This window comes from Mycobacterium sp. M23085 (genome assembly GCF_045343915.1).
In the GTDB taxonomy this organism is placed as follows: Bacteria; Actinomycetota; Actinomycetes; order Mycobacteriales; family Mycobacteriaceae; genus Mycobacterium.
Genome location: NZ_CP174280.1, coordinates 2981305 through 3000789, shown reverse-complemented (window position 1 = coordinate 3000789; position 19485 = coordinate 2981305). Strand labels below are relative to the sequence as shown.

At 66.7% G+C, this 19485-nt stretch carries 16 protein-coding genes and 2 pseudogenes; 9 read left to right on the top strand and 9 right to left on the bottom strand.

All coding sequences use genetic code 11. From position 1 onward, the window contains the following. Positions 1-116: 116 nt before the first annotated feature. Positions 117-629, bottom strand: a pseudogene (locus tag ACIUM1_RS13805) (nuclear transport factor 2 family protein); the annotation flags it as partial. Here ACIUM1_RS13805 and ACIUM1_RS13800 point away from each other — a divergent pair. Further along, positions 620-745 (top strand): annotated as a pseudogene (locus tag ACIUM1_RS13800) (DUF899 domain-containing protein); the annotation flags it as partial. The pseudogenes ACIUM1_RS13805 and ACIUM1_RS13800 sit on opposite strands and share 10 nt — an antisense overlap. Before the next feature lie 97 nt (positions 746-842). Here the strand turns inward: ACIUM1_RS13800 and ACIUM1_RS13795 are convergent. Together ACIUM1_RS13795 and ACIUM1_RS13790 are read right to left on the bottom strand one after the other, a co-directional pair. After that, entirely contained in the window at positions 843-1067 is a 225-nt protein-coding gene (locus tag ACIUM1_RS13795) for a hypothetical protein (RefSeq protein ID WP_406813252.1), read from the bottom strand. Between the two features lie 39 nt (positions 1068-1106). Beyond that, positions 1107-1472, bottom strand: coding sequence for a nuclear transport factor 2 family protein (locus ACIUM1_RS13790; protein ID WP_406813251.1), 366 nt, complete (start codon positions 1470-1472; stop codon positions 1107-1109). Between the two features lie 296 nt (positions 1473-1768). On the opposite strand from ACIUM1_RS13790, the gene ACIUM1_RS13785 reads away from it, so the two are divergent. Next, positions 1769-2230, top strand: a complete 462-nt coding sequence (locus ACIUM1_RS13785) for an SRPBCC family protein (protein WP_406813250.1) — start codon at positions 1769-1771, stop codon at positions 2228-2230. A 27-nt stretch (positions 2231-2257) separates the two neighbouring features. Here ACIUM1_RS13785 and ACIUM1_RS13780 read toward each other — a convergent pair whose 3' ends face one another. Genes ACIUM1_RS13780 through ACIUM1_RS13755 form a run of 6 tightly spaced genes read right to left on the bottom strand, consistent with a single transcriptional unit; the run spans position 2258 to position 9728 of the window. Continuing rightward, on the bottom strand, positions 2258-3418 hold the full coding sequence (locus ACIUM1_RS13780) for an NDMA-dependent alcohol dehydrogenase (RefSeq protein WP_406813249.1): 1161 nt from the start codon (positions 3416-3418) through the stop codon (positions 2258-2260). Between the two features lie 37 nt (positions 3419-3455). After that, the gene (locus ACIUM1_RS13775; protein ID WP_406813248.1) at positions 3456-4928 is read right to left on the bottom strand and encodes an acyl-CoA synthetase; all 1473 of its coding nucleotides are present in this window, start codon (positions 4926-4928) and stop codon (positions 3456-3458) included. Further along, entirely contained in the window at positions 4925-5707 is a 783-nt protein-coding gene (locus ACIUM1_RS13770) for an SDR family NAD(P)-dependent oxidoreductase (RefSeq protein ID WP_406813247.1), read from the bottom strand. Before ACIUM1_RS13770 ends, ACIUM1_RS13775 begins: the two co-directional genes overlap by 4 nt. Continuing rightward, a complete protein-coding gene (locus ACIUM1_RS13765) occupies positions 5700-7343 on the bottom strand; it encodes an AMP-binding protein (RefSeq protein WP_406813246.1) in 1644 nt (547 codons plus the stop codon). Before ACIUM1_RS13765 ends, ACIUM1_RS13770 begins: the two co-directional genes overlap by 8 nt. Positions 7344-7365: 22 nt before the next feature. Beyond that, positions 7366-8106 (bottom strand): GntR family transcriptional regulator, encoded by a 741-nt coding sequence (locus ACIUM1_RS13760; protein WP_406813245.1) that lies wholly within the window; start codon positions 8104-8106, stop codon positions 7366-7368. Continuing rightward, positions 8106-9728, bottom strand: coding sequence for an SMP-30/gluconolactonase/LRE family protein (locus ACIUM1_RS13755; RefSeq protein ID WP_406813244.1), 1623 nt, complete (start codon positions 9726-9728; stop codon positions 8106-8108). The genes ACIUM1_RS13760 and ACIUM1_RS13755 overlap by 1 nt, the downstream gene beginning before the upstream one ends. A 211-nt stretch (positions 9729-9939) precedes the next feature. On the opposite strand from ACIUM1_RS13755, the gene ACIUM1_RS13750 reads away from it, so the two are divergent. The 7 genes from ACIUM1_RS13750 to ACIUM1_RS13720 are packed head-to-tail and all read left to right on the top strand — an operon-like array spanning position 9940 to position 19347. After that, on the top strand, positions 9940-10794 hold the full coding sequence (locus ACIUM1_RS13750) for an SDR family NAD(P)-dependent oxidoreductase (protein WP_406813243.1): 855 nt from the start codon (positions 9940-9942) through the stop codon (positions 10792-10794). After that, positions 10794-12194: an SRPBCC family protein gene (locus ACIUM1_RS13745; RefSeq protein WP_406813242.1), complete on the top strand. Its 1401-nt coding sequence runs from the start codon at positions 10794-10796 to the stop codon at positions 12192-12194. Before ACIUM1_RS13750 ends, ACIUM1_RS13745 begins: the two co-directional genes overlap by 1 nt. Further along, a complete protein-coding gene (locus ACIUM1_RS13740; protein ID WP_406813241.1) occupies positions 12191-14038 on the top strand; it encodes a flavin-containing monooxygenase in 1848 nt (615 codons plus the stop codon). Before ACIUM1_RS13745 ends, ACIUM1_RS13740 begins: the two co-directional genes overlap by 4 nt. After that, on the top strand, positions 14035-14985 hold the full coding sequence (locus ACIUM1_RS13735) for an SDR family NAD(P)-dependent oxidoreductase (RefSeq protein ID WP_406813240.1): 951 nt from the start codon (positions 14035-14037) through the stop codon (positions 14983-14985). The genes ACIUM1_RS13740 and ACIUM1_RS13735 overlap by 4 nt, the downstream gene beginning before the upstream one ends. 13 nt (positions 14986-14998) lie before the next feature. Further along, positions 14999-16192 (top strand): CaiB/BaiF CoA transferase family protein, encoded by a 1194-nt coding sequence (locus ACIUM1_RS13730; RefSeq protein WP_406817672.1) that lies wholly within the window; start codon positions 14999-15001, stop codon positions 16190-16192. Further along, positions 16192-17904: a thiamine pyrophosphate-binding protein gene (locus ACIUM1_RS13725; RefSeq protein ID WP_406813239.1), complete on the top strand. Its 1713-nt coding sequence runs from the start codon at positions 16192-16194 to the stop codon at positions 17902-17904. Before ACIUM1_RS13730 ends, ACIUM1_RS13725 begins: the two co-directional genes overlap by 1 nt. 15 nt (positions 17905-17919) lie before the next feature. After that, positions 17920-19347 (top strand): aldehyde dehydrogenase family protein, encoded by a 1428-nt coding sequence (locus ACIUM1_RS13720; RefSeq protein ID WP_406813238.1) that lies wholly within the window; start codon positions 17920-17922, stop codon positions 19345-19347. The last annotated feature ends 138 nt before the right edge of the window (positions 19348-19485 follow it).

Here is a 19485-nt window from a genome sequence, read left to right as displayed (position 1 = left end):
TGGAAGACCTGTCCACACGTTGGCCGGGAAGGTAAGACCATGCGACGGCGCCGATGACGATGCAGGTCGAGCCTCCCTGAGAGAAGCAAGGGTGCGATTACGTCCCTGCCCAGAGGTTACCGGCTTGATGACAAACCAAACGTACTGACCAAGCCGGGGTCGAGGAAGACGGTTATGCCGGCGATCCCGGCGGTGCCGGCGGTCAGAACGTGAATGGAATGGGCGCGCATCGTTCCGTCGGCGCTGCGCCGGTATTCGGCAACGGCGGGTTGCGCATTCGCGGCTGTCGGGACCATCACAATATCGCCGGGCTTGGCCAGAGCGCGTCCGGCGAGGAACCGCAGCACCGCGTCCTGGCCGGTGAACCACACTGGCATGGGCGGCATTTCGAGTTTGATGTCCGCTTGCAGCAGCGCCGTGAGCGCCGCCATGTCCGCGTTCTCGAACGCCGCGCAATACCGGTCGAGCAGCTCTCGACGCGCGGCATCACCGGGCTCGGACACCTCGTCCTCGGCGGGGGAGAGTTCGGCAAGGTGGGCCCGGGCGCGCTGCAGCGCACTGTTGACCGCCGCGGGCGTGGTTTCGAGGAGCTCGGCGACCTCGGCTGCGCTGAACTGCACCGCAGACCGCTCCCTACGAGTGGTGGGACTGGCACGACACGTACGGCAGGCACGAGCCGTCACGCTGGTTCGGTGAGCCCGACCCGAACGATCCCAACGACATCCGGCCGGCGCGCGAGGACTGAACGGGTTCGCTCAATTGCCAGAATTCGGCTCGAATAACACGAATGCGCGGTAGCCGTCGGACGGCTACTCGCGCATTATTCACAGCGACGGAATTCGTCAGAGAATTCGGTGGTGTGCCCTGTTGACCTGGTACCCGGCCGGGAATGACTTCTCGATGACTTGCAGGTGGTGATCCACCCTGGACTCCAGCTCGAGGACCACGCAGCTGTCGCTCAAGGATTTTGATTCGAGAACTATGTACCGCTGACCACAATCGGTGATCGGGTCGCCCGAGTGCAATTTCTCGACCGACACCGACTCCGGAGTTGCATCTGCCTCCATTCGTGACACGTTAGGTCAATTCGGTGGGGGAGGGAATAGTCAGCCGGCACCCCGCTGCTTGAAGAACACGCTGACGTAAGCGATCAATCCGTCGTCGTCTTGCTCGAACAGGATGCATTCGGGCCAAGTGGTCGCCACGTTGTCGATCTCGAACGTCTCGGACAGCTCGGCGAAGGACACCCGGGAGTCCACATGCGAGACCCGCCGCACGTGCAACCGATGGCCCCGCAGATCGGTGCACACCTTGCGCAGAAAGGCGACGTAGCGCGCCTTGCCCTGCACCACGTCGCAGAACGGGCCCTCCCGGGTCAGGCCATCCTCGGCGATGGTGTCGGCCAGTCCGTCCCAGTCGTGAGCGGCCAGGCATTCCAGGTAGCGCTCGACCACGTGGCCTCGGGTGCCCATGTCTTCTCCGCTCGCTCGTGGGTCCACGGTAAGCGCGGCACGGCCGCGGGGCTAGGCCCGATTGCCCGGCTCCTCCTCCCGCCGCTGCGCGGCGCGCATCGTCGCAGGGCTGGGTCCGATTGCCCGGCTCCTCCTCCCGCCGCTGCGCGGCGCGCATCGTCGCAGGGCTGGGTCCGATTGCCCGGCTCCTCCTCCCGCCGCTGCGCGGCGCGCATCGTCGCAGGGCTGGGTCCGATTGCCCGGCTCCTCCTCCCGCCGCTGCGCGGCGCGCATCGTCGCAGGGCTAGGTTCCTCTTATGAGCTGGTGGACCGTCCACGCCGACCGGACGCTGTCTGAACACGTGCCCGCGCCGCCCGACGCCGTCCGCGCCTTCTACGTAGACCTGGACAACATCAAGCTCGTGCACCCGCTGATCGTGTCCGTGGAAACAGTGTCCCGCAGCGAAACCCTGGACGGCTACCAACAGGACTACCGGGTTGTCGACCGGATCCCGTTGGGGCCGTTGACCATCCGAGTCAGCTATCGGGCCCGGCTGCGGGTGCCCATCCGCGGAGACGTGCTGACCGCGGCCCACCAGTCGCCCGGTGTGCGGTTACGCGGCGTGGTGAGCTTCGAGGCCGCCGACGGCGGCACCCGGGTTACCGAACGGATCGGGATAACCGCCCCGCGGCCGTTGGCCGGGCTGACCATCCGCGAAGGGATCAAGGCGCACATCAAGATGTTGGCCGGCATCCGGAGTCACTTCGAGTCCCGGTAAACGCTTGCGCGCGGACTGGACCGGTGATCACGCGGCGGCGAAATCGATTACGCCGCGAATGTTGCGGCCCTCCCGCAGGTCTGCCATCGCCTCGTTGATCTGGTCGAGCGTGTAGTGGCGGGTGACCAATTCGTCGAGTTTCACGGCGCCGGCCTGATACAACGACAACAGCATCGGCACGCTGGTACGAGGATTCATCCCGCCGTAGAGCGCTCCCCGGAGCTGTTTGGCCGACAGCGTCATCTCCTGCAGGACAAGCGGAACCGGGGGTTCGGTGAATGGGGTGATGCCGGTAAGCACGCAGACACCACCCTTGCGGAGCAGCGTCAGCGCCAACGGGATCAGGTCCACATGCACCACGCCGGGACAGACCACGACGCGGTCGGCCATCAGGCCGGCGGTGATCTCTTTGACCAGGGGGATCGCCTCCTCGGCCGAGGCGGCGGTGTGGGTGGCGCCGAAAATCTTGGCCGAATCCCGCTTGGACTCAACCGGATCCACTGCGACGACATACTTTGCACCAACGGCGCGCGCGCCTTGCAGGGCGTTCATCCCGACGCCGCCGGCGCCGATGACGACCACGGTGTCACCGGGCTCGGTGCCCGCCGATATCGTCGCGGAGCCCCAGCCGGTGCTGACGCCGCACGACACCAGCGAGGCGGCATGGAACGGGATCGCGTCGTCGATCTTGATGACGGACCGTTCGGAGAGCACCGCGTACTCGGCGAACGTGCCGAGTTGGCCGTACGCCAACAGGTTTTCGTCACCCAGGTGCCGGCGGCAGGTTCCGTCGGTGGGCATCTCCCGTACGAACAGGCTCGCGCCGACGTCACAGATGTAGCTCTGCCCGTTCACACAGAACCGGCAGCTGCCGCACGCCGGAATGAACGAGAGCGCCACGTGGTCGCCCGGCCGCACCGACGTCACGCCCGGTCCGACTTCCGCGACGACACCCGCTCCCTCGTGACCACCCAACAGCGGGAACCAGTCCGGTGCGGGTTGGCCGCTGACGGCCAAAGCCTCGGGCGTCGGGACCACGTCGCCGGTGAAAAGGTGGTCGTCGGAGTGGCAGATTCCGGCGACGGCCATCCGCACCATGACTTCGCCCGCGTGGGGTGGATCGAGCTCGATCTCGCGGATCTCCCAGTCCTGGCCGACCCCGCGGATGACAGCGGCACGACACTTCATTTGCGACCTCCCTCGATTCCTTGTGGCACAGCCGGGCTCAGCGCGCCAGGCCGGCACGCAGTGCCCGCTTGAGCACCTTGCCGTAGCTGTTTTTCGGTAGCTCGTCGACGAATTCGTAGCGCTTCGGCCGTTTGAAGCGGGCGATGCGCTGCAACAGATGCGCGTCCAGCGCCGCGGGATCGGCCGCGCCGACGATGAACGCGACCACCACCTCGCCCCACTCGGCGTCGGGGACGCCGACCACGCACGCCTCCGCGACGCCGGGATGCTCGAGCAGGACCTCCTCCACCTCGCGGGGGTAGATGTTGCTGCCACCGCTGATGACGACGTCCTTCGACCGGTCGCGCAGCGTGAGAAAACCGCGTGCGTCGAACGACCCCATGTCGCCGGTGTAGAGCCAGCCGTCTTTGAGCGTGGCGCGGGTCGCGTCCGGATTCCGCCAATACCCGGACATGACGGCGTCGCCGCGGCAGACGATCTCGCCGATTTCGCCCGGCGGCGCTTTGCTGCCGTCGCCGCGCAGCACCGCGACCTCCATCCCCGACCTCGCATAGCCGACCGAACCCAGGATCGCCTCATCACCGGATTCATGGTCCGCGCAACGCAATCCCGTGATGGTCATCGGTGACTCGCCCTGCCCGTAGATCTGCGCGAAGATCGGCCCGAACGCCGAAATCGCCTTGCGCAGGCTTTCGACGTACATCGGCCCGCCGCCGTAGACAATCCGCTTGAGATTGGCCGGACGGCAGCGGCCCGTATTGACCAGCCGCTGCACCATCGTCGGGGCCAGGAAGGCGCTGGCGGCCGGGTGGTGCTCGCAGAGATCGAGGAACTCCTCGGGATCGAAGGCGCCCGAGGGCGGAAGCACCTGGCGGGCGGCGCGCAGCACATAGGGAAGGATGTAGAGCCCGGAGCCGTGTGACATCGGGGCCGCGTGCACCAGGCTGCAGTCCTCGTCCGGCGCGTCGATGTCGGCGAGGTGTGCGACCGTCATCGCGGTGAGGTTGCGGTGCGTCAGCATCGCTCCTTTGGACCGGCCGGTGGTGCCGCTGGTGTAGAACAGCCACGCCAGCGCCGACGGGGCCGTGCTCGGCGGCACCGACGGGACCGTGCCGAAGCGGCGCGAATAGTACTCGGAGCCAATGACTTCCGTGGTGGTTGTGGTAACAGATGCGAGTTCGGCGCCGATGGACGACGAGGCGAAAACCCGAGCAGCGCAAGCATCGTCGAGGATCTGCGCCATCTCGCGCGGATGCAGCTTGTAATTGATCGGGACCACGACGCACTCGGCGGCCCAGGTCGCGAACATCAGCTCGACTATCTCGGGGCGGTTGTGGGTCGCGATCGCGATGCGAGCACCCGGGCCGTGCTGTTGGCGAATGGATGCCGCCAGACGCAAGGCCCGGTCCCGCAGCTCGATCCAGGTGCACACGCGCCGATCCCCCTGATACACCGCACCGCGGTCGGGAAACCGGCTCGCGGCGGCGTCGAGCATCGCGAACAGATTCATCGCTCGACCCACTGCGCCGCCAGCGCCGCCTCCGAAAGATATTTCGTCGAGCTCCAACCGCCGTCGACGACGATCGTCTGACCGTTGATGAAGCTTCCGCCCGGTGAGCACAAAAAGGCGACGGTGCTGGCGATGTCGTCGATGCGGCCCAACCGCTGATGTGGGGTCATCTCGGTGTTGATCTTGCGGAAACGCTCATCCTGCAGGCGCTTTTCGACCATCGGCGTCACCGTCACGCCGGGCGCGACGGCGTTACAGCGAATACCGGACGCGCCGTACTGGCAGGCGATGTGGGTGGTCAGCGCGGTCAGCCCGCCCTTGGCGGCGGAGTAGGCGCCGCCGCGCAGGCCGCCGATGACCGCGAAGGTTGATGTCACGTTGATGATCGCCGATCCCGGTGCCATGTGTGGCAGCACCTCTCGAGCGAGCCTAAACGGCGCGCGCAGCATCAAACCCAAAAAATAGTCCAGGGTCTCGTCGTCGGTTTCGTGCAGCGGCTTGGGGCTGCCCACTCCGGCGTTGTTGATCAAGAAGTCGATGTGGCCCCACCGGCCGACCGCGAGGTCCACGATGCGGCGGGGCGCGTCATCGTCGGTGAGATCGACGGCAACCGTCGCGACGCGGTCCGAATCACCTACCGCGGCTTCCAGTTCGGCCAGCCGCGCCTCGTCGCGACCGGTGCCGAGGACCGCCATGCCCTGCTCGGCGAGCTTGGTGGCGCAGCCCAGGCCGATACCGCTGCTGGCTCCCGTGACAATTGCGACCTGCATCTCACCCATCCTTAGCCCCGCGCGGCGCCCCACCGCGGCCGGCTTCGCCGCGCATCAGCGTCGCCCGGATCTGGTGCTTGAGTATCTTGCCCGCGTCGTTCTTCGGCAGGGCGTTCCAGAGCAACACCTGCTCCGGCGCCTTGAATTTGGCGACGCCCTTGCTGACCAGCAGCGCCAGCAGGCTCGCGACGTCCGGGCGCTCCCCGCCCGCGGGGACGATCACCGCACAGGCCCGCTCACCGGTGCGCTCGTCGGGCAGCCCGACGACCGCGATCTCGGCGATCCCGGGGTGGTCGGCAAGCAGGTCCTCGACCTCCTTGGCCGAGATGTTCTCGCCGCTGCGGATGATGACGTCCTTGGTCCGGCCGGTCACCACCAGGTAGTTGTCATCGACCCAGCGTCCCAGATCCCCGGTGCGGAAAAAGCCTGCCGCATCGAAAGAATCGTCTTCGGGATGACGGTAACCCAGCAGCATCTGAGGGCCGCGCACGCAAATCTCCCCGTCGCCGGCGGGCGCGGCTTCGTGTGCCGCGAGCTTGATGTCGGCGATCCCGGGCCTGCCGTCGGTGTCCGCCGCGTAATCGGCCTCCTCCGGACGCGGTGCACCGACCGTCGCAACGGGCACTTCGGTGCAGCCGTACACCCGGGTGACCACCGAGCGGTCGAAATACGCTGCCGCGCGGCGGATCAGCGACGGCGACACGGAGGCGCCCCCGCAGATGAACACCTTCAAGTCGGGTAGGCGGGTCTCGGCGCGCTCGGCGGCGGACAACAGTTGTTGCAGAAACGGTGTGGCCCCCGCCATGTGGGTGCACCGATGCGAGTTCATCAACGTGACCGCCTCAGCCGCATCCCAGCGGTCCATCAGCACCGCGGTGGTGCCCAGCAGCAGCGGGCATTCGAAGGCATAGATCGAGCCACCGATGTGGGCGACCGGCGACGGTACCAAAAAGGTGTCGCCCGGTGCGACCGTCCAGTGCTCGCGGATCTGGCAGATGAGCGCGTGCAGCGAATTATGAGTGTGCAACACGCCCTTCGGGCGGCTCGTGGTGCCGGAGGTGTACAGGATCATCCGCACGGAATCGGGGTCCAGCGTGGGAAGCGCCGCCGGCCCGGGCGGCCGCTGAAGCAGGGCCCGATACGGCGTGTGTGAGCCGGTTTGGTCGGTTTCGGGGCCGCGCAGGACCACCACCTCGGGCGGGCGGTCCATCTCGGACGTCACGCGCTGCAGCATCGCCACGTAGTCATGGCCGCCGTAACTCTGCGGGACGAAAAGCATGGCGCTGCCGGCGTCTTCGAGAATCAGGCGCAGGTCGTGGTCGCGCAGCGATGGCAGGATAGGGTTGACCACCATGCCGGCCAGCGTCGCGGCCAGGTAGATGACGGCGCTCTCGTGCCAGTTCGGCAACATGAACGACACGGTGCTGGCCGTCGGTATCCGCGCCAACAGGGCGCCCGCCAGCGCCTCGGCCTGACTGTACAGTGTGGCGCAATTCAGCCGAATATCCTTGTCCACCAACAACGTTCGGCGCGGCGATTCCGTCGCTGCGGTGCGCAGCGCATCGGCCAGCGTCGTGTCCACCCACAACCCGCGCCGGTACGCCTCCGCCGCGTGTGCCGCGTGCTGGGCGGTCCTGGCGATCACCGCGACCTCATCGTGGGACGCCCTATTCGTCCACGCGACGCATCGTCATCGCGTACCGGAACCTCGACGACAGGTGGGTGTTGATCGTCACCTGGGCCACCTCGCCGTCGGAGGTCGTGTAGGTGCGCCGCATCTGCAGCGCGGCCGTTCCGGCTTGGACACCGAGGCCGTCGGCCAACTCCGGGGACAGCAATACGGCGGCGATCTCCTGATGCAACTGGGCGACGCTCACACCGAACAGGTCTTCGATCAATGGGAATATCGGGCCGACGTGGCGCTGCAGCAACCGACCGACCGCGGCGAAACTGCGGTTGATGTAGTACTCGGTTCGGCACAGCGGAACCGATGCGCCGTCGGCCTGCCGGTAGCCCCGGACCGACAGCCACTGGGTGCCCACCTCGAGCCCGGTCCTGGCGGCGAGGTCGTCGTCGATCGTGACCATCGCATTTCTTTCGATGGTCAGCTGCGCGCCGGCCGCGAACGCCAGCAGGTCGTCGATCGACATCGCATCCTGGGCATAAGAACTCGAGACGGGCCGGGGAACCACCCGGGTGCCCGCCCTCGGTCGGGACGCCACCAGATTGTCCTCGCGCAGCCGGCGCAGCGCCTCGCGGATGGTGTAGCGGCTCACCGCAAAGCGCTCGCACAGTTGGTGTTCGGTGGGCAACTGCGAACCCACCGGGTAGACGCCGTCGACGATCTCCTTGCGCAGCGTGCGCGCGATCTGTAAGTAGCGGTGGTCACCCGCGAGCGCCTGCGACATCACGGCCCGCCCGGTGTCGGCCGCAATGCCAGCACGCTGCCGTCGCCGTCGGCGGAGACGTAGAGCGTTCCGTCGGCCGCGGCGGTGATGCCGGCGAAGGGGCCCTGCGGTCCGGAGAACGGCGGCATCCCGCGCAGCGGCTTGGGTGTCACCCCCGGCGGGGGGCCGACCGGCAATCCGGCGGCGATCGTCTGTCGTGCGTTGCTGTCCAGATCGAACGCGATCAGCTCCTTGGCGCCTGCGTCGACGGTGTACAGCACGCCGTCTCGGACCAGAATGCCTTGCGGGCGTTGCAGATCGGCGAGCACGGTGTCGGCCTTCGAACCGCTCACCCGGATCACCCGGCCGGCGCCCGCCTCTGCCACCAGGCACGCACCCTCGGCGTCGATCGCGACGCCCACCGGCTCACGCAGCCCGGTCGCGAGCACCTCGACACCACCGGGCTGCAGCGATAGCACCCGTCCGGTGCCCAGCTCGGTGAACACCACCCCGCCGTGGCTCAGGGCGACACCGTAGAGCTGATCGAAACCGTCTGCCAGCACCTCGGTTTCGTTCACCGCCGGCCGGTAGCGGCTGACCTGGCCGCCGGACGTGGTGACGACGAACTCACCGGGACCGCTCGACGCGACGCCGCGCAGGAAGCCGGGATAGCCGGGGCTGAACAGCATCCCCGCGGTTTGCAGCGACCCGTCGGGCAGTGCGACGTAGAAGTAGGTGCCGTCGGCGATGTAGAGCCGCCCGTCGTGGCCGATCGCCAGGTCCATCGGCCAGTTGAGACCGCCCGTCAACACGGATCGCGGTGTGCCATCCGGTGATATCTCGGTGATTTCGCCGGTGAAGTTGGACACGAACAGCCGGTCGCCGACGAAGGTGCAGTTGTCCAGGCCCGGATTCAGCTGGGCGAGCAGGCGCCGTTGGCCGGTGCGGGGATCGATGCGCAGCACCTGCCCGCTGGCCACCTGCGTGGAGACGATGTGGCCCTGCGTGTCGAACTTGACCGAGTCGGGCACGCCGAGATCGCCCGCGACGCATTGCGGTTCGCCACCGTCGGGGTCGATGCGCCAAATCTCGTTGGCACCCATCACGGGGAAATACAGCAGGCCGTCCGGGCCGACCTCCATTGCATTGGGCGACGGCACGTTGTCCAGCAGCACCCGTGGCGGGCCGCCGGCCAGGTCGAATTCCAGCAGCCGTCCGCCCTCACGGCATTCGCCGATGAACAACCGGCCCTGGTGGAAGGTGATGCCGTTGGCGGACGGAACATCGTCGCGCAGCACTCGTGTCCGGCCGCTGGTGTCGCGCACGCTGACCCGGCCGTCCATCACTTCGGTCGCGTACAGGTTGCCGCCGGCGTCGAACGCGACGTCGTCGGGTGCGACGATGTCGCCGCCCTTCGGACTGGCGGTCACCAGTTCCCCGGTGCGGTGATCGAGCGCGCTGATCTGGCTGCCGGTCACCTGCGCGATGTAGATGCGACCGTCCGGGCCCGTGCGCAGACCGTTGGCGCCGAACAGCCGACTGGGCGCGGTGACCCGTTCGAGTTCCCAGCCCTCGGCGACGTCAATGGCGGGCGCCGGCGCGTACCGCGAGGGCAGCGTTGCGATGGCCCGTGAGATGGACATGCTCGCCGAGGTCCTTCCGTCAGCCGTTTGGGCTGGACGCTATCAACTCCGCCTAGTCCAGACAATAGCCGCCGGTGGGCGCCAAACCGACCTTGACATGAAAGTCCACCGATCGGAATAGTGTTCTCCAATGGACAGAATGCGATATTTTGTCCGGACAAACAGATCCCGCCGCGCGCGACGACGCAATGGCGGCAGGGGAAAGCAGGACATGGCCGATCACGAGGATCTGTTGGGGCTCGACGGTCGCGTTGTGGTGGTTTCCGGCGCCGGCGGCGGCGGCATCGGCACGACCGTGACGGCCATGACGGCGCGCGCCGGGGCCACCGTGATCGCGGTGAGCCGGTCGAAGGAAAACCTCGATGAACACATCGTTCCGCTGGCACAGCAGGGTCTGCCCGTGGTGCCCGTCGCGGCCGACGCGTCGACCGACGACGGCATCGCCGCGGTGATCGACCGCACGCGACAAGCCGGCGGCGTCCTGTACGGGCTGGTGAACGTCGCCGGCGGCGCCGAGCCGTCGACGTGGATGCCGTCCACCCGGGTGACGCGCAACGATTGGCGCAAGATCTTCGCCGACAACCTCGAAACGGCATTCTTCATGAGTCAGGCCGTCGCAGCCGAACTCGTCTCGCAGCAGCGGCCGGGATCGATCGTGTCGATCTCGTCGATCAGCGGCATGAACACCGCGCCGTTTCATATCGCCTATGGCACAGCCAAGGCCGCGATCGCGGCGATGACCCGCACGATGGCGCTTGAGTTGGCGCTCGCGGGGATTCGGGTCAATGCGGTGGCACCGGGCGTCACCGAGACGGCGGCCTCGCGCACCTACGTCGAGGAGGACCCCGATCGTGACCGGCAGGCGATCGCGATGGGCCGCCGCGGGCGGCCCGAGGAGCAGGCCGGTGCCATCCTCTTTCTGCTCTCGCAGATGTCGAGCTATATCACCGGCCAGACGCTGCTCGTCGACGGCGGGCTGGACCTCAAGTGGAGCCACCTGGACTCCGACAACACGTCCCTGTTCCTCAAAGACGAATCCTTCCGCGCGGCGATTAGGAGGATGTGATGACCGATCTGGCCAAGGACGCGAACCTTGAAGTGGCCGAAGAACTCTCGGCGCCGATGACGATCGGGGTAGAGGCGTACATTTCCGAGGATTACGCCCGCGCCGAGCGGGACAAGCTGTGGCGCAAGGTCTGGCAACAGGTCGGCCGCGTCGAGGAGCTACCCGACGTGGGCAGTTACCTGACCTACGACATTCTCGACGACTCGATCATCGTGGTGCGCACCGGCGAGCACGAATTTCACGCGCACCACAACGTGTGCATGCACCGCGGCCGCCGGCTGATCGACACCCCCGCGGGCGCCAAGAACGCCTGTGCCCGAGCCCGAAAGTCGTTTGTCTGCGGCTTTCACGGCTGGACCTATGGCCTGGACGGCGCATGCACGCACATCCGCGAGCAACAGGACTGGCAGGACGCGCTCACACCCGACAACACCCACCTTCGACCGGTCCGGGTCGATACCTGGGGTGGCTGGTTGTGGATCAACATGGACCCCGACTGCGAGCCGCTGGCCGATTACCTCTTCCCCGCCGCGAAGATTCTCGACCCGTTCGGGTGTGAGAACATGCGCTACAAGTGGCGCAAGTGGGTTGAATTCGACTGCAACTGGAAGGTCGCGCTGGAGGCCTTCAACGAGACCTACCACGTCTACACCACGCATCCGGAATTCAACAAGTTCGGCGAATTCAAAGGATGGGCGAAAGCCCAGGGCAAGCACAGCAACATCGGCTACGACGCTCCGGAGGACATGGAGGCCACCAAGTCCAAGATCCGCCTCGGCATCGGCGCCGATCCCCGCGTCTCGACCGCCGAGATGCAGGTGTACACGATGGAGGAAACCAACGCCACCACCACCCAGACGCTGGTGAACGCGGCCAGGCGACTGGTCGACGAGTTGCCTGAGGGCACACCGGCCGACAAGGTTCTCGAGCACTGGTTGGCGTCGGCCCGCCGCGACGACGAGGCCCGCGGGGTGTTCTGGCCGACGATCCCCGCCGACATCCTCGGGCAGGCCGGCACCGCATGGCAGATCTTCCCGAACTTCCAGATCGGCCAGGGCCTGACCAGCGCGCTGTGCTACGGCGCGCGCCCGCATCCCAGCTACAACCCGGACAAGTGCATCTTCGAGGTGTCGGTCTTTGAGCTGTACCCGAAAGGCGAAGAGCCGCAAACGGAATGGGAGTACACGCCGGTCGGCGACCCCAGATGGCGTTCGGTGCTGCCGCAGGACTTCTCCAACATGGCCGCCGTCCAGCAGGGTATGAAGTCTTTCGCCTTCCCGGGCACCAAGCCCAATCCGTATCGCGAGCGCAGCACCGTCAACCTGCACTACCAATTATCGAGGTATATGGGTACCGGTGAGCCCCAACCACTCTCAGGTGAGGAGCAGCCACGGGCATGACGATGTATCAAGACGGTTGCGGTCCCACCGAGACGCCCGACGACATCGACATCGCCGCGCTGCGGGAGAAATACGCCCAAGAGCGCGAAAAGCGGCTGCGCAAGGAGGGTTCCAAGCAATACATCGAGTTGGAGCACGACTTCGCCGGCTACTACGAGGTCGATCCCTACACGCCCGTGACGCCGCGCGAGCCGATTCGCCAGGATATCGACGTCGCGGTCCTCGGCGGCGGATTCGGGGGCCTGCTGTCGGCGGCCTACCTGAAGAAGGCCGGTGTCGACGATGTCCGCATCATCGAGCTCGGTGGCGACTTCGGCGGCGTCTGGTACTGGAACCGGTATCCCGGCATCCAGTGTGACAACGAATCCTACTGCTACATACCGCTGCTCGAAGAGCTCGACTTCATGCCGTCAAAGAAGTTCGCCGACGGCGCCGAGATCTACCAGCACTGCCGCAACATCGGCAAGCACTTCGGCCTCTACGATTCGGCGATCTTCTCCACCCAGGTGCGCGACCTGCGCTGGGACCAGGACACCAAGCGGTGGCGGATCAGTACCAACCGCGAAGACGACATCCGGGCCCGGTTCGTGGTGCTGGCGTCGGGTCCCTTCCACCGGCCGAAACTACCCGGCATCCCGGGGATCAAGGACTTCAAAGGCCACGCGTTCCATTCGTCACGCTGGGATTACGACTACACCGGCGGCGACACGAGCGGCAACCTGCACAAGCTCGCCGACAAGAGGGTCGCCGTGATCGGCACCGGCGCCACCGCGATCCAGATCACCCCGTTCCTGGCCCGAGACGCTCAGCACCTCTACGTCTTCCAGCGCACCCCCTCGACGGTCGACGAGCGCAACAACGCGCCCACCGATCCGGAATGGGTCAAGACGCTGCGGCCCGGCTGGCAGCGGGAGCGGCAGCGCAACTTCCACTCCTGGACCTTCGAGGGTATGGCGCTGGGTCAGCCGGATCTGGTGTGCGACTTCTGGACCGAGCTGGGGCGCAACACCGCGGCCCGGGTGCTCGCCCTGGACGACCCGGCGTCGATGACACCCGAGCAGTTCATGGCGATCCGCGAAGAAGAGGACTACAAGTTGATGGAACGGCTGCGCCGCCGCATCGACGCCATAGTCGAGGAGCCGCAGACCGCCGAGGCGCTCAAGCCCTACTACCGGTTCCTGTGCAAGCGGCCGCTGTCCAATGACGAATACCTGCCGATGTTCAACCGGCCCAACGTCACCCTGGTCGACGTCTCCGATTCCAAAGGCGTGGAACGCATCACCGAAACGGGCTTGGTTGCGGGCGGCGTCGAGTACGAGGTCGACTGCATCATCTATGCCAGCGGCTTCGAAATCACCACCGAGATCAGCCGCCGCTACTCCATCGAGGCGATCGAGGGCCGCGACGGGCTGTCACTGTTCGACTACTGGAGCGACGGCTACCAGACGCTGCACGGAATGACCAGCCGCGGCTTCCCCAACCAGTTCTATACCGGCTTCACCCAGGTCGGCATCTCGGCCAACATCGCCGCCAACTACGAGCTGCAGGGCGAGCACATCGCCTACATCATCGCCGAGGCGCTGAAGCGCGGCGCGACCACGGTGGAACCCAGCCGAGCCGCGCAAGAACAATGGTGCGCGACGATCCGGGAAACCGCGATCGACAACTCGGCGTTCGACGCCCAGTGCACACCCGGCTACTACAACAACGAAGGCGGCGGCGGGGGAGAAGGAATCCGGTCGCACCTGGGCGAACCGTACGGTCCCGGCTTCTACGCCTTCGAGGACCTACTGCGGGTCTGGCGCGACAAGGGTGACCTGGACGGGTTGGTGCTCGGCACTTGAGCGAAACCCTTGGCCCGCAACTGCGATTCGACGGCCGCGTTGCCGCGGTGACCGGAGCCGGTCGCGGGTTGGGCCGCGCGTACGCACAACTGCTCGCCTCGCGCGGGGCGAAGGTGGTCGTCAACGACGCCGGCGGCAGCCTCGACGGCGCCGGGGTCGACGCCGGTCCGGCCGAGCGCGTGGTCGCCGAGATCACGGCGGCCGGGGGTGAGGCCGTCGCATGCATCGCGTCGGTGGCCACCCGCGAAGGCGGACAGGAAATCATCCAGACGGCGGTCGACCGCTTCGGCGGCATCGACATTCTGATTCACAACGCCGGCAACGTTCGTCGCGGCTCGCTCAAGGAAATGACTTACGAAGACTTCGACGCTGTGCTCGACGTCCATCTGCGCGGCGCCTTCCACGTGCTGCGTCCGGCGTTCCCGCTGATGTGCGAGGCGGGTTACGGCCGCATCGTGCTGACGTCGTCGATCGGCGGCCTGTACGGCAACCACAACGTGGCCAACTATGCGGCCGCCAAAGCGGGTGTGGTCGGGTTGTCCAACGTCGCCGCGCTCGAAGGCGCCGCCGACGGCGTGCGGTGCAACGTGATCGTGCCCGCGGCGGTCACGCGGATGGCGGAAGGCATCGACACCTCGGCCTACCCGCCGATGGGTGCGGAACTCGTTGCACCCGTGGTGGGCTGGCTCGCACACGAATCCTGCTCGGTGAACGGTGAGCTGTTCATCGCGCTCGCGGGTCGCGTCGCGCGGGCGGTCATCGCGGAGAGCCCGGGCGTGAGCCGGGGATCGTGGACCATCGAGGACGTCGGCAGCCACCTGGAGGCGATCCGCTACGTCGAGGCGCCACTGATCTTTCCGGTCGTCCCGGACGGACACAACGAGCACATCCGCTACAGCTTCGGACTCGCTCACCGCTCAACCGACCAAGGAGCGCTCAATGGCTAGTCCGACGGGCCCGCTGGCCGGTGTGCGCGTCATCGACCTCACCGCGATGGTGATGGGGCCGTACTGCACGCAGATCATGGCCGACATGGGCGCCGACGTGATCAAAGTCGAACCGCCGCAAGGGGATAACACCCGCTACATCTCGGTGGGCCCGGCGCAGGGCATGAGCGGGGTGTTCGTCAACGTCAACCGGGGCAAGCGCAGCATCGTGCTGGACCTGCAGACCGATGCCGGAGCACGCGCGTTGCGCGCCCTGGTCGAGACCGCCGACGTCTTCATCCACTCGATGCGCGCCAAGGCGATTGCCAAGCTCGGCTTCAGCTACGATGACGTGGCCGCGATCAATCCCGCTGTCGTCTACACCAATTGCTACGGATACGGGCGACGCGGACCCGACCACGACCGCCCCGCCTACGATGACACCATCCAGGCCGAATGCGGCCTGCCCGCGGTGCAACAGCAACTGACGGGAGAGGCCGACTACGTCGGCACCATCATGGCCGACAAGATCGCCGGCCTGACCGCGCTGTACGCGACGACCATGGCGCTGTTCCACCGCGAGCGCACCGGGCAGGGCCAGGAGGTCGAGGTCGCCATGTTCGAGACGATGGCCTCGTTCATGCTCGTCGAACACGCCAACGGGGCCCTGTTCGACCCGCCGCTCGGGCCCGCGGTGTACCCGCGCACCGTGACGCCCAACCGCCGCCCGTATCGCACCAGCGACGGCTATATCGCCGCGCTGATCTACAACGACAAGCACTGGAACGCCTTCATGAAAGCCGTTCAACCCCCGTGGGCCAGCGAGCTGTACGCGACGCTGGAGCAACGCGCTCGCGAGATCGACACCGTCTACGGCCTGGTGGCCGAAACCATGAAGCAGCGCTCGACCCAGGAGTGGCTGGAGTTGTTGCGAGAGTTGGAGATTCCGGCGGCGCCGCTGAACACCCCCGGCGCGCTGTTCGACGACCCGCATCTCAACGCCGTCGGCATGTTCGAAACGGTGGACAGCCCGCACGGGCCGGTGCGCTTCCCGGGTGTGCCCACCTGGTTCTCGCAGACACCGGGCCGTGTCGCCGGGCCCGCACCCGAGCTCGGCGCACACACCGAAGAAGTGCTCGCCGAAATCGACGCGAGCAGACGCAAAAGCACCCGACACGCCGTGCCAGAAGGTGCTTTTGTGTCTGCTCGCGAGGGAAAGGAACTGTAATGGGCGTCCCCGTTTACCAGCGCATCCTCGACCTGTTCGAGGCCGAGGGCGTGAACACGATCTTTGGCATCCCCGACCCGAACTTCGTGCACATGTTCGCCGAGGCCGACGCCCGCGGCTGGTCGGTGGTCGCACCGCACCACGAGCTGAGCGCGGGATTCATGGCCGAGGCCGCGTCGCGCATGACGGGCAAGCCCGGACTGTGCATCGGCACGCTCGGCCCGGGCATGGCCAACATCGCCGGAGCGATTCAGTGCGCGCTCGTGGAGAACTCGCCGGTGATCTTCCTCGGCGGCCAGCGCGCCCGCATCACCGAGCGCCGGGTGCGGCGCGGGCGCATCCAATTCGTGCGCCAGGAGCCGCTTTTCGCGTCATCCGTCAAGTACAGCGCATCCATCGAGTACGCCGACCAGACCGACGAGATCATCCACGAGGCGATCCGCCGGGCCATGTCCGGCACCCCCGGCCCCGCCTATGTCGAGTACCCGTCGCACGTGATCCTCGAGGAGCTCGACGTCGCCGACCCGTTGCCGCCGCACCGCTACCGGCTGGTCAACCAGGGCGCCGGTACCCGCGAGGTGGCCGAGGCGGCGAAGTTGATTCGCGAAGCGAAGAGCCCGATTCTGTTGGTGGGTCACGGCGTGCACACGTCGCGCACCGGTCCCGCGGTCAAGGAGCTCGCCGACCTGATGGCCTGCCCCGTCATCCAGACCTCCGGGGGCACGTCATACATCCCTGGACTACAGGACCGGACGTTCCCCTACTTGTTCTCCCCGGCTGCCAACGAGGCAGTCGAGGAATCCGACCTTTGCGTCGCGCTGGGCACCGAACTCGGCGAACCCATGCACTACGGCAGGACCCAGCACTGGGCGGCCAACGATGCGAACCGCAAATGGGTGTACGTCGAGCAGGACCCGGCCGCCATCGGCGTCAACCGTCAGTTTGACGTACCACTGGTCGGCGATTTGCGCGGGGTGGTGCCGCAGCTTGTCGAGGCACTCAAAGACACGCCGCGCCAACCCATGCCCGCGCTACCGACCCTGATCGAGAAAGACGCGAAAGAGCTTGCCGATGTGGCGGAATCGGCACCGTCGGGACGCTCACCGATCCACCCGGCGCGTTATGTCGTCGAAGCCACCAAGGCGTTCAACGAACTCGAGGATGGCATCCTGGTGCGCGACGGCGGCGCGACCGTCATCTTTCAGTGGACGTACTCGCAGTGCAAGCCGCGCGACGTCATCTGGAACCAGAACTTCGGCCACCTCGGCACCGGATTGCCGTATGCCGTCGGGGCGTCGGTCGCCGAGGGCGGTAGGCGGCCGGTGATGCTGCTGACCAGCGACTCCGCATTCCTGTTCCATATCGCCGAGCTGGAAACCGCAGCGCGGCAACAGCTTCCGCTGGTCTGCGTGGTGGGCGTCGACCACCAGTGGGGTTTGGAAGTGGGCGTTTACAAGCGCACCTTCGCCCAGCCGTCGCCGCAGCCGGGGGTGCATTGGAGCAAGGACGTCCGGATGGACAAGGTCGCCGAGGGCTTCGGGTGCCACGGCGAGTACGTCGAGAAGGAAGAAGAGATCGGCCCGGCAATCGCTCGTGCCTACGCCAGTGGCAAGGTCGGTGTGGTGCACGTGTGCATCGACCCCAAGGCGAACTCCGAGGAGATGCCCAAATACGACCGATTCCGGACCTGGTACGCCGAAGGCACCCAGTAAGAGAAGGATGAGCTGATGCGCGAATACCTGAAGTTCTACATCGACGGACAATGGGTCGACCCGGTGCGCCCCAACAGTTTCGACGTAGAGAACCCGGCTACCGAGCAGGTGTCCGGGAAGATCTCGCTGGGGTCGGCGGCCGATGTCGACGTGGCGGTCAATGCCGCCCGGCGAGCCTTCGCCGGCTGGTCGCAGAGCACCCGCGAACAGCGCCTGGACCTGTTGCAGGCCATCCTCGCCGAATACCAGAAGCGCGCGGACGATCTCGCCGAGGCGGTCACCGAGGAGATCGGCGCACCGCCGTCGCTGGCCGCCGGGCCGCAGGTCTTCCTCGGAATCGGCCACCTGACCACCGCCATCGACGCGCTGAAGAACTTCGAATTCTCCGAACAGAAAGGCGCGACCCTGATCGCCAAGGAGCCGATCGGCGTCTGCGGTTTGATCACCCCCTGGAACTGGCCGATCAACCAGGTCGCGGTCAAGGTGTACCCGGCGCTGGCGACCGGCTGCACCGTCATCCTGAAACCGTCTGAGGTGGCACCGTATTCGCCCTACATCTTCGCCGAGATCCTGGATGCCGCGGGCGTGCCGGCCGGGGTGTTCAACCTGATCAATGGCGACGGCCCGGGCGTGGGCGTGGCCCTGGCCGGCCATCCCGACATCGACATGGTGTCGTTCACCGGATCCACCCGCGCCGGTATCGACGTGGCCACGAATGCCGCCGCGACCGTGAAGCGAGTGACCCAGGAGCTCGGCGGCAAGAGCCCCAACATCGTCCTCGACGACAGCGGCTTCGCCGAGGGCGTGCGGGCCGGCGTGGCCAACATGATGCCCAATTCCGGGCAGAGCTGTAACGCGCCCTCGCGCATGCTGGTCCCGAATTCCCGTATGGACGAGGCGATCAGCATCGCGCGTGAGGTCGCCGAACACACACCGGTGGGCGGCGACGACGCGACGGCCATCGGCCCGGTGGCGTCGCGGGCACAGTTCGAGAAAGTTCAGCGCCTGATCCAGCAAGGCGTCGACGAGGGCGCGACCGTGGTGGCGGGGGGCCCGGGCCGGCCGGCGGGACTGGACAAGGGCTACTACGTCAAGCCGACCGTCTTCGCGCATGTCACCAACGACATGACGATCGCCCGCGAGGAGATCTTCGGGCCGGTGTTGTGCATCCTGGGCTACGACGACCTCGACCACGCCGTCGAGATCGCCAACGACACCCAGTACGGCCTAGCCGGCTTCGTCTCGGGCGCCGACCTCGACACGGCGCGCGACGTCGCCGGCAGGATCCGCGCGGGATGGGTGACCATCAATCACGCGTTCGACCTGAACGCGCCGTTCGGTGGCTACAAGCGCAGCGGCAACGGTCGCGAATGGAGTGAGTTCGGCTTCCACGAGTACCTGGAGGTCAAGAGCACCCTGGGCTACGCGCCCGACAAGGCCTGACCCGGCGGACCGAAATCCGAACGCAGCAGGGCGAAAAACGCCTCGCGTGTCCTCCACCTGATCCCGCGCGCCCGCCTTTAGGCTGGCTTGCTGAACTCAACAGGAGGGGCAGCGACGTATCGGCATCAACCATGGCGC

What these genes read in the sequence shown, in the direction of transcription:
- ACIUM1_RS13795 (WP_406813252.1), bottom strand. Translation starts at nt 1,067, where the DNA reads ATGGAGGCAGATGCAACTCCGGAGTCGGTGTCGGTCGAGAAATTGCAC.
- ACIUM1_RS13790 (WP_406813251.1), bottom strand. Translation starts at nt 1,472, where the DNA reads ATGGGCACCCGAGGCCACGTGGTCGAGCGCTACCTGGAATGCCTGGCC.
- ACIUM1_RS13785 (WP_406813250.1), top strand. Translation starts at nt 1,769, where the DNA reads ATGAGCTGGTGGACCGTCCACGCCGACCGGACGCTGTCTGAACACGTG.
- ACIUM1_RS13780 (WP_406813249.1), bottom strand. Translation starts at nt 3,418, where the DNA reads ATGAAGTGTCGTGCCGCTGTCATCCGCGGGGTCGGCCAGGACTGGGAG.
- ACIUM1_RS13775 (WP_406813248.1), bottom strand. Translation starts at nt 4,928, where the DNA reads ATGAATCTGTTCGCGATGCTCGACGCCGCCGCGAGCCGGTTTCCCGAC.
- ACIUM1_RS13770 (WP_406813247.1), bottom strand. Translation starts at nt 5,707, where the DNA reads ATGGGTGAGATGCAGGTCGCAATTGTCACGGGAGCCAGCAGCGGTATC.
- ACIUM1_RS13760 (WP_406813245.1), bottom strand. Translation starts at nt 8,106, where the DNA reads ATGTCGCAGGCGCTCGCGGGTGACCACCGCTACTTACAGATCGCGCGC.
- ACIUM1_RS13755 (WP_406813244.1), bottom strand. Translation starts at nt 9,728, where the DNA reads ATGTCCATCTCACGGGCCATCGCAACGCTGCCCTCGCGGTACGCGCCG.
- ACIUM1_RS13750 (WP_406813243.1), top strand. Translation starts at nt 9,940, where the DNA reads ATGGCCGATCACGAGGATCTGTTGGGGCTCGACGGTCGCGTTGTGGTG.
- ACIUM1_RS13745 (WP_406813242.1), top strand. Translation starts at nt 10,794, where the DNA reads ATGACCGATCTGGCCAAGGACGCGAACCTTGAAGTGGCCGAAGAACTC.
- ACIUM1_RS13740 (WP_406813241.1), top strand. Translation starts at nt 12,191, where the DNA reads ATGACGATGTATCAAGACGGTTGCGGTCCCACCGAGACGCCCGACGAC.
- ACIUM1_RS13725 (WP_406813239.1), top strand. Translation starts at nt 16,192, where the DNA reads ATGGGCGTCCCCGTTTACCAGCGCATCCTCGACCTGTTCGAGGCCGAG.
- ACIUM1_RS13720 (WP_406813238.1), top strand. Translation starts at nt 17,920, where the DNA reads ATGCGCGAATACCTGAAGTTCTACATCGACGGACAATGGGTCGACCCG.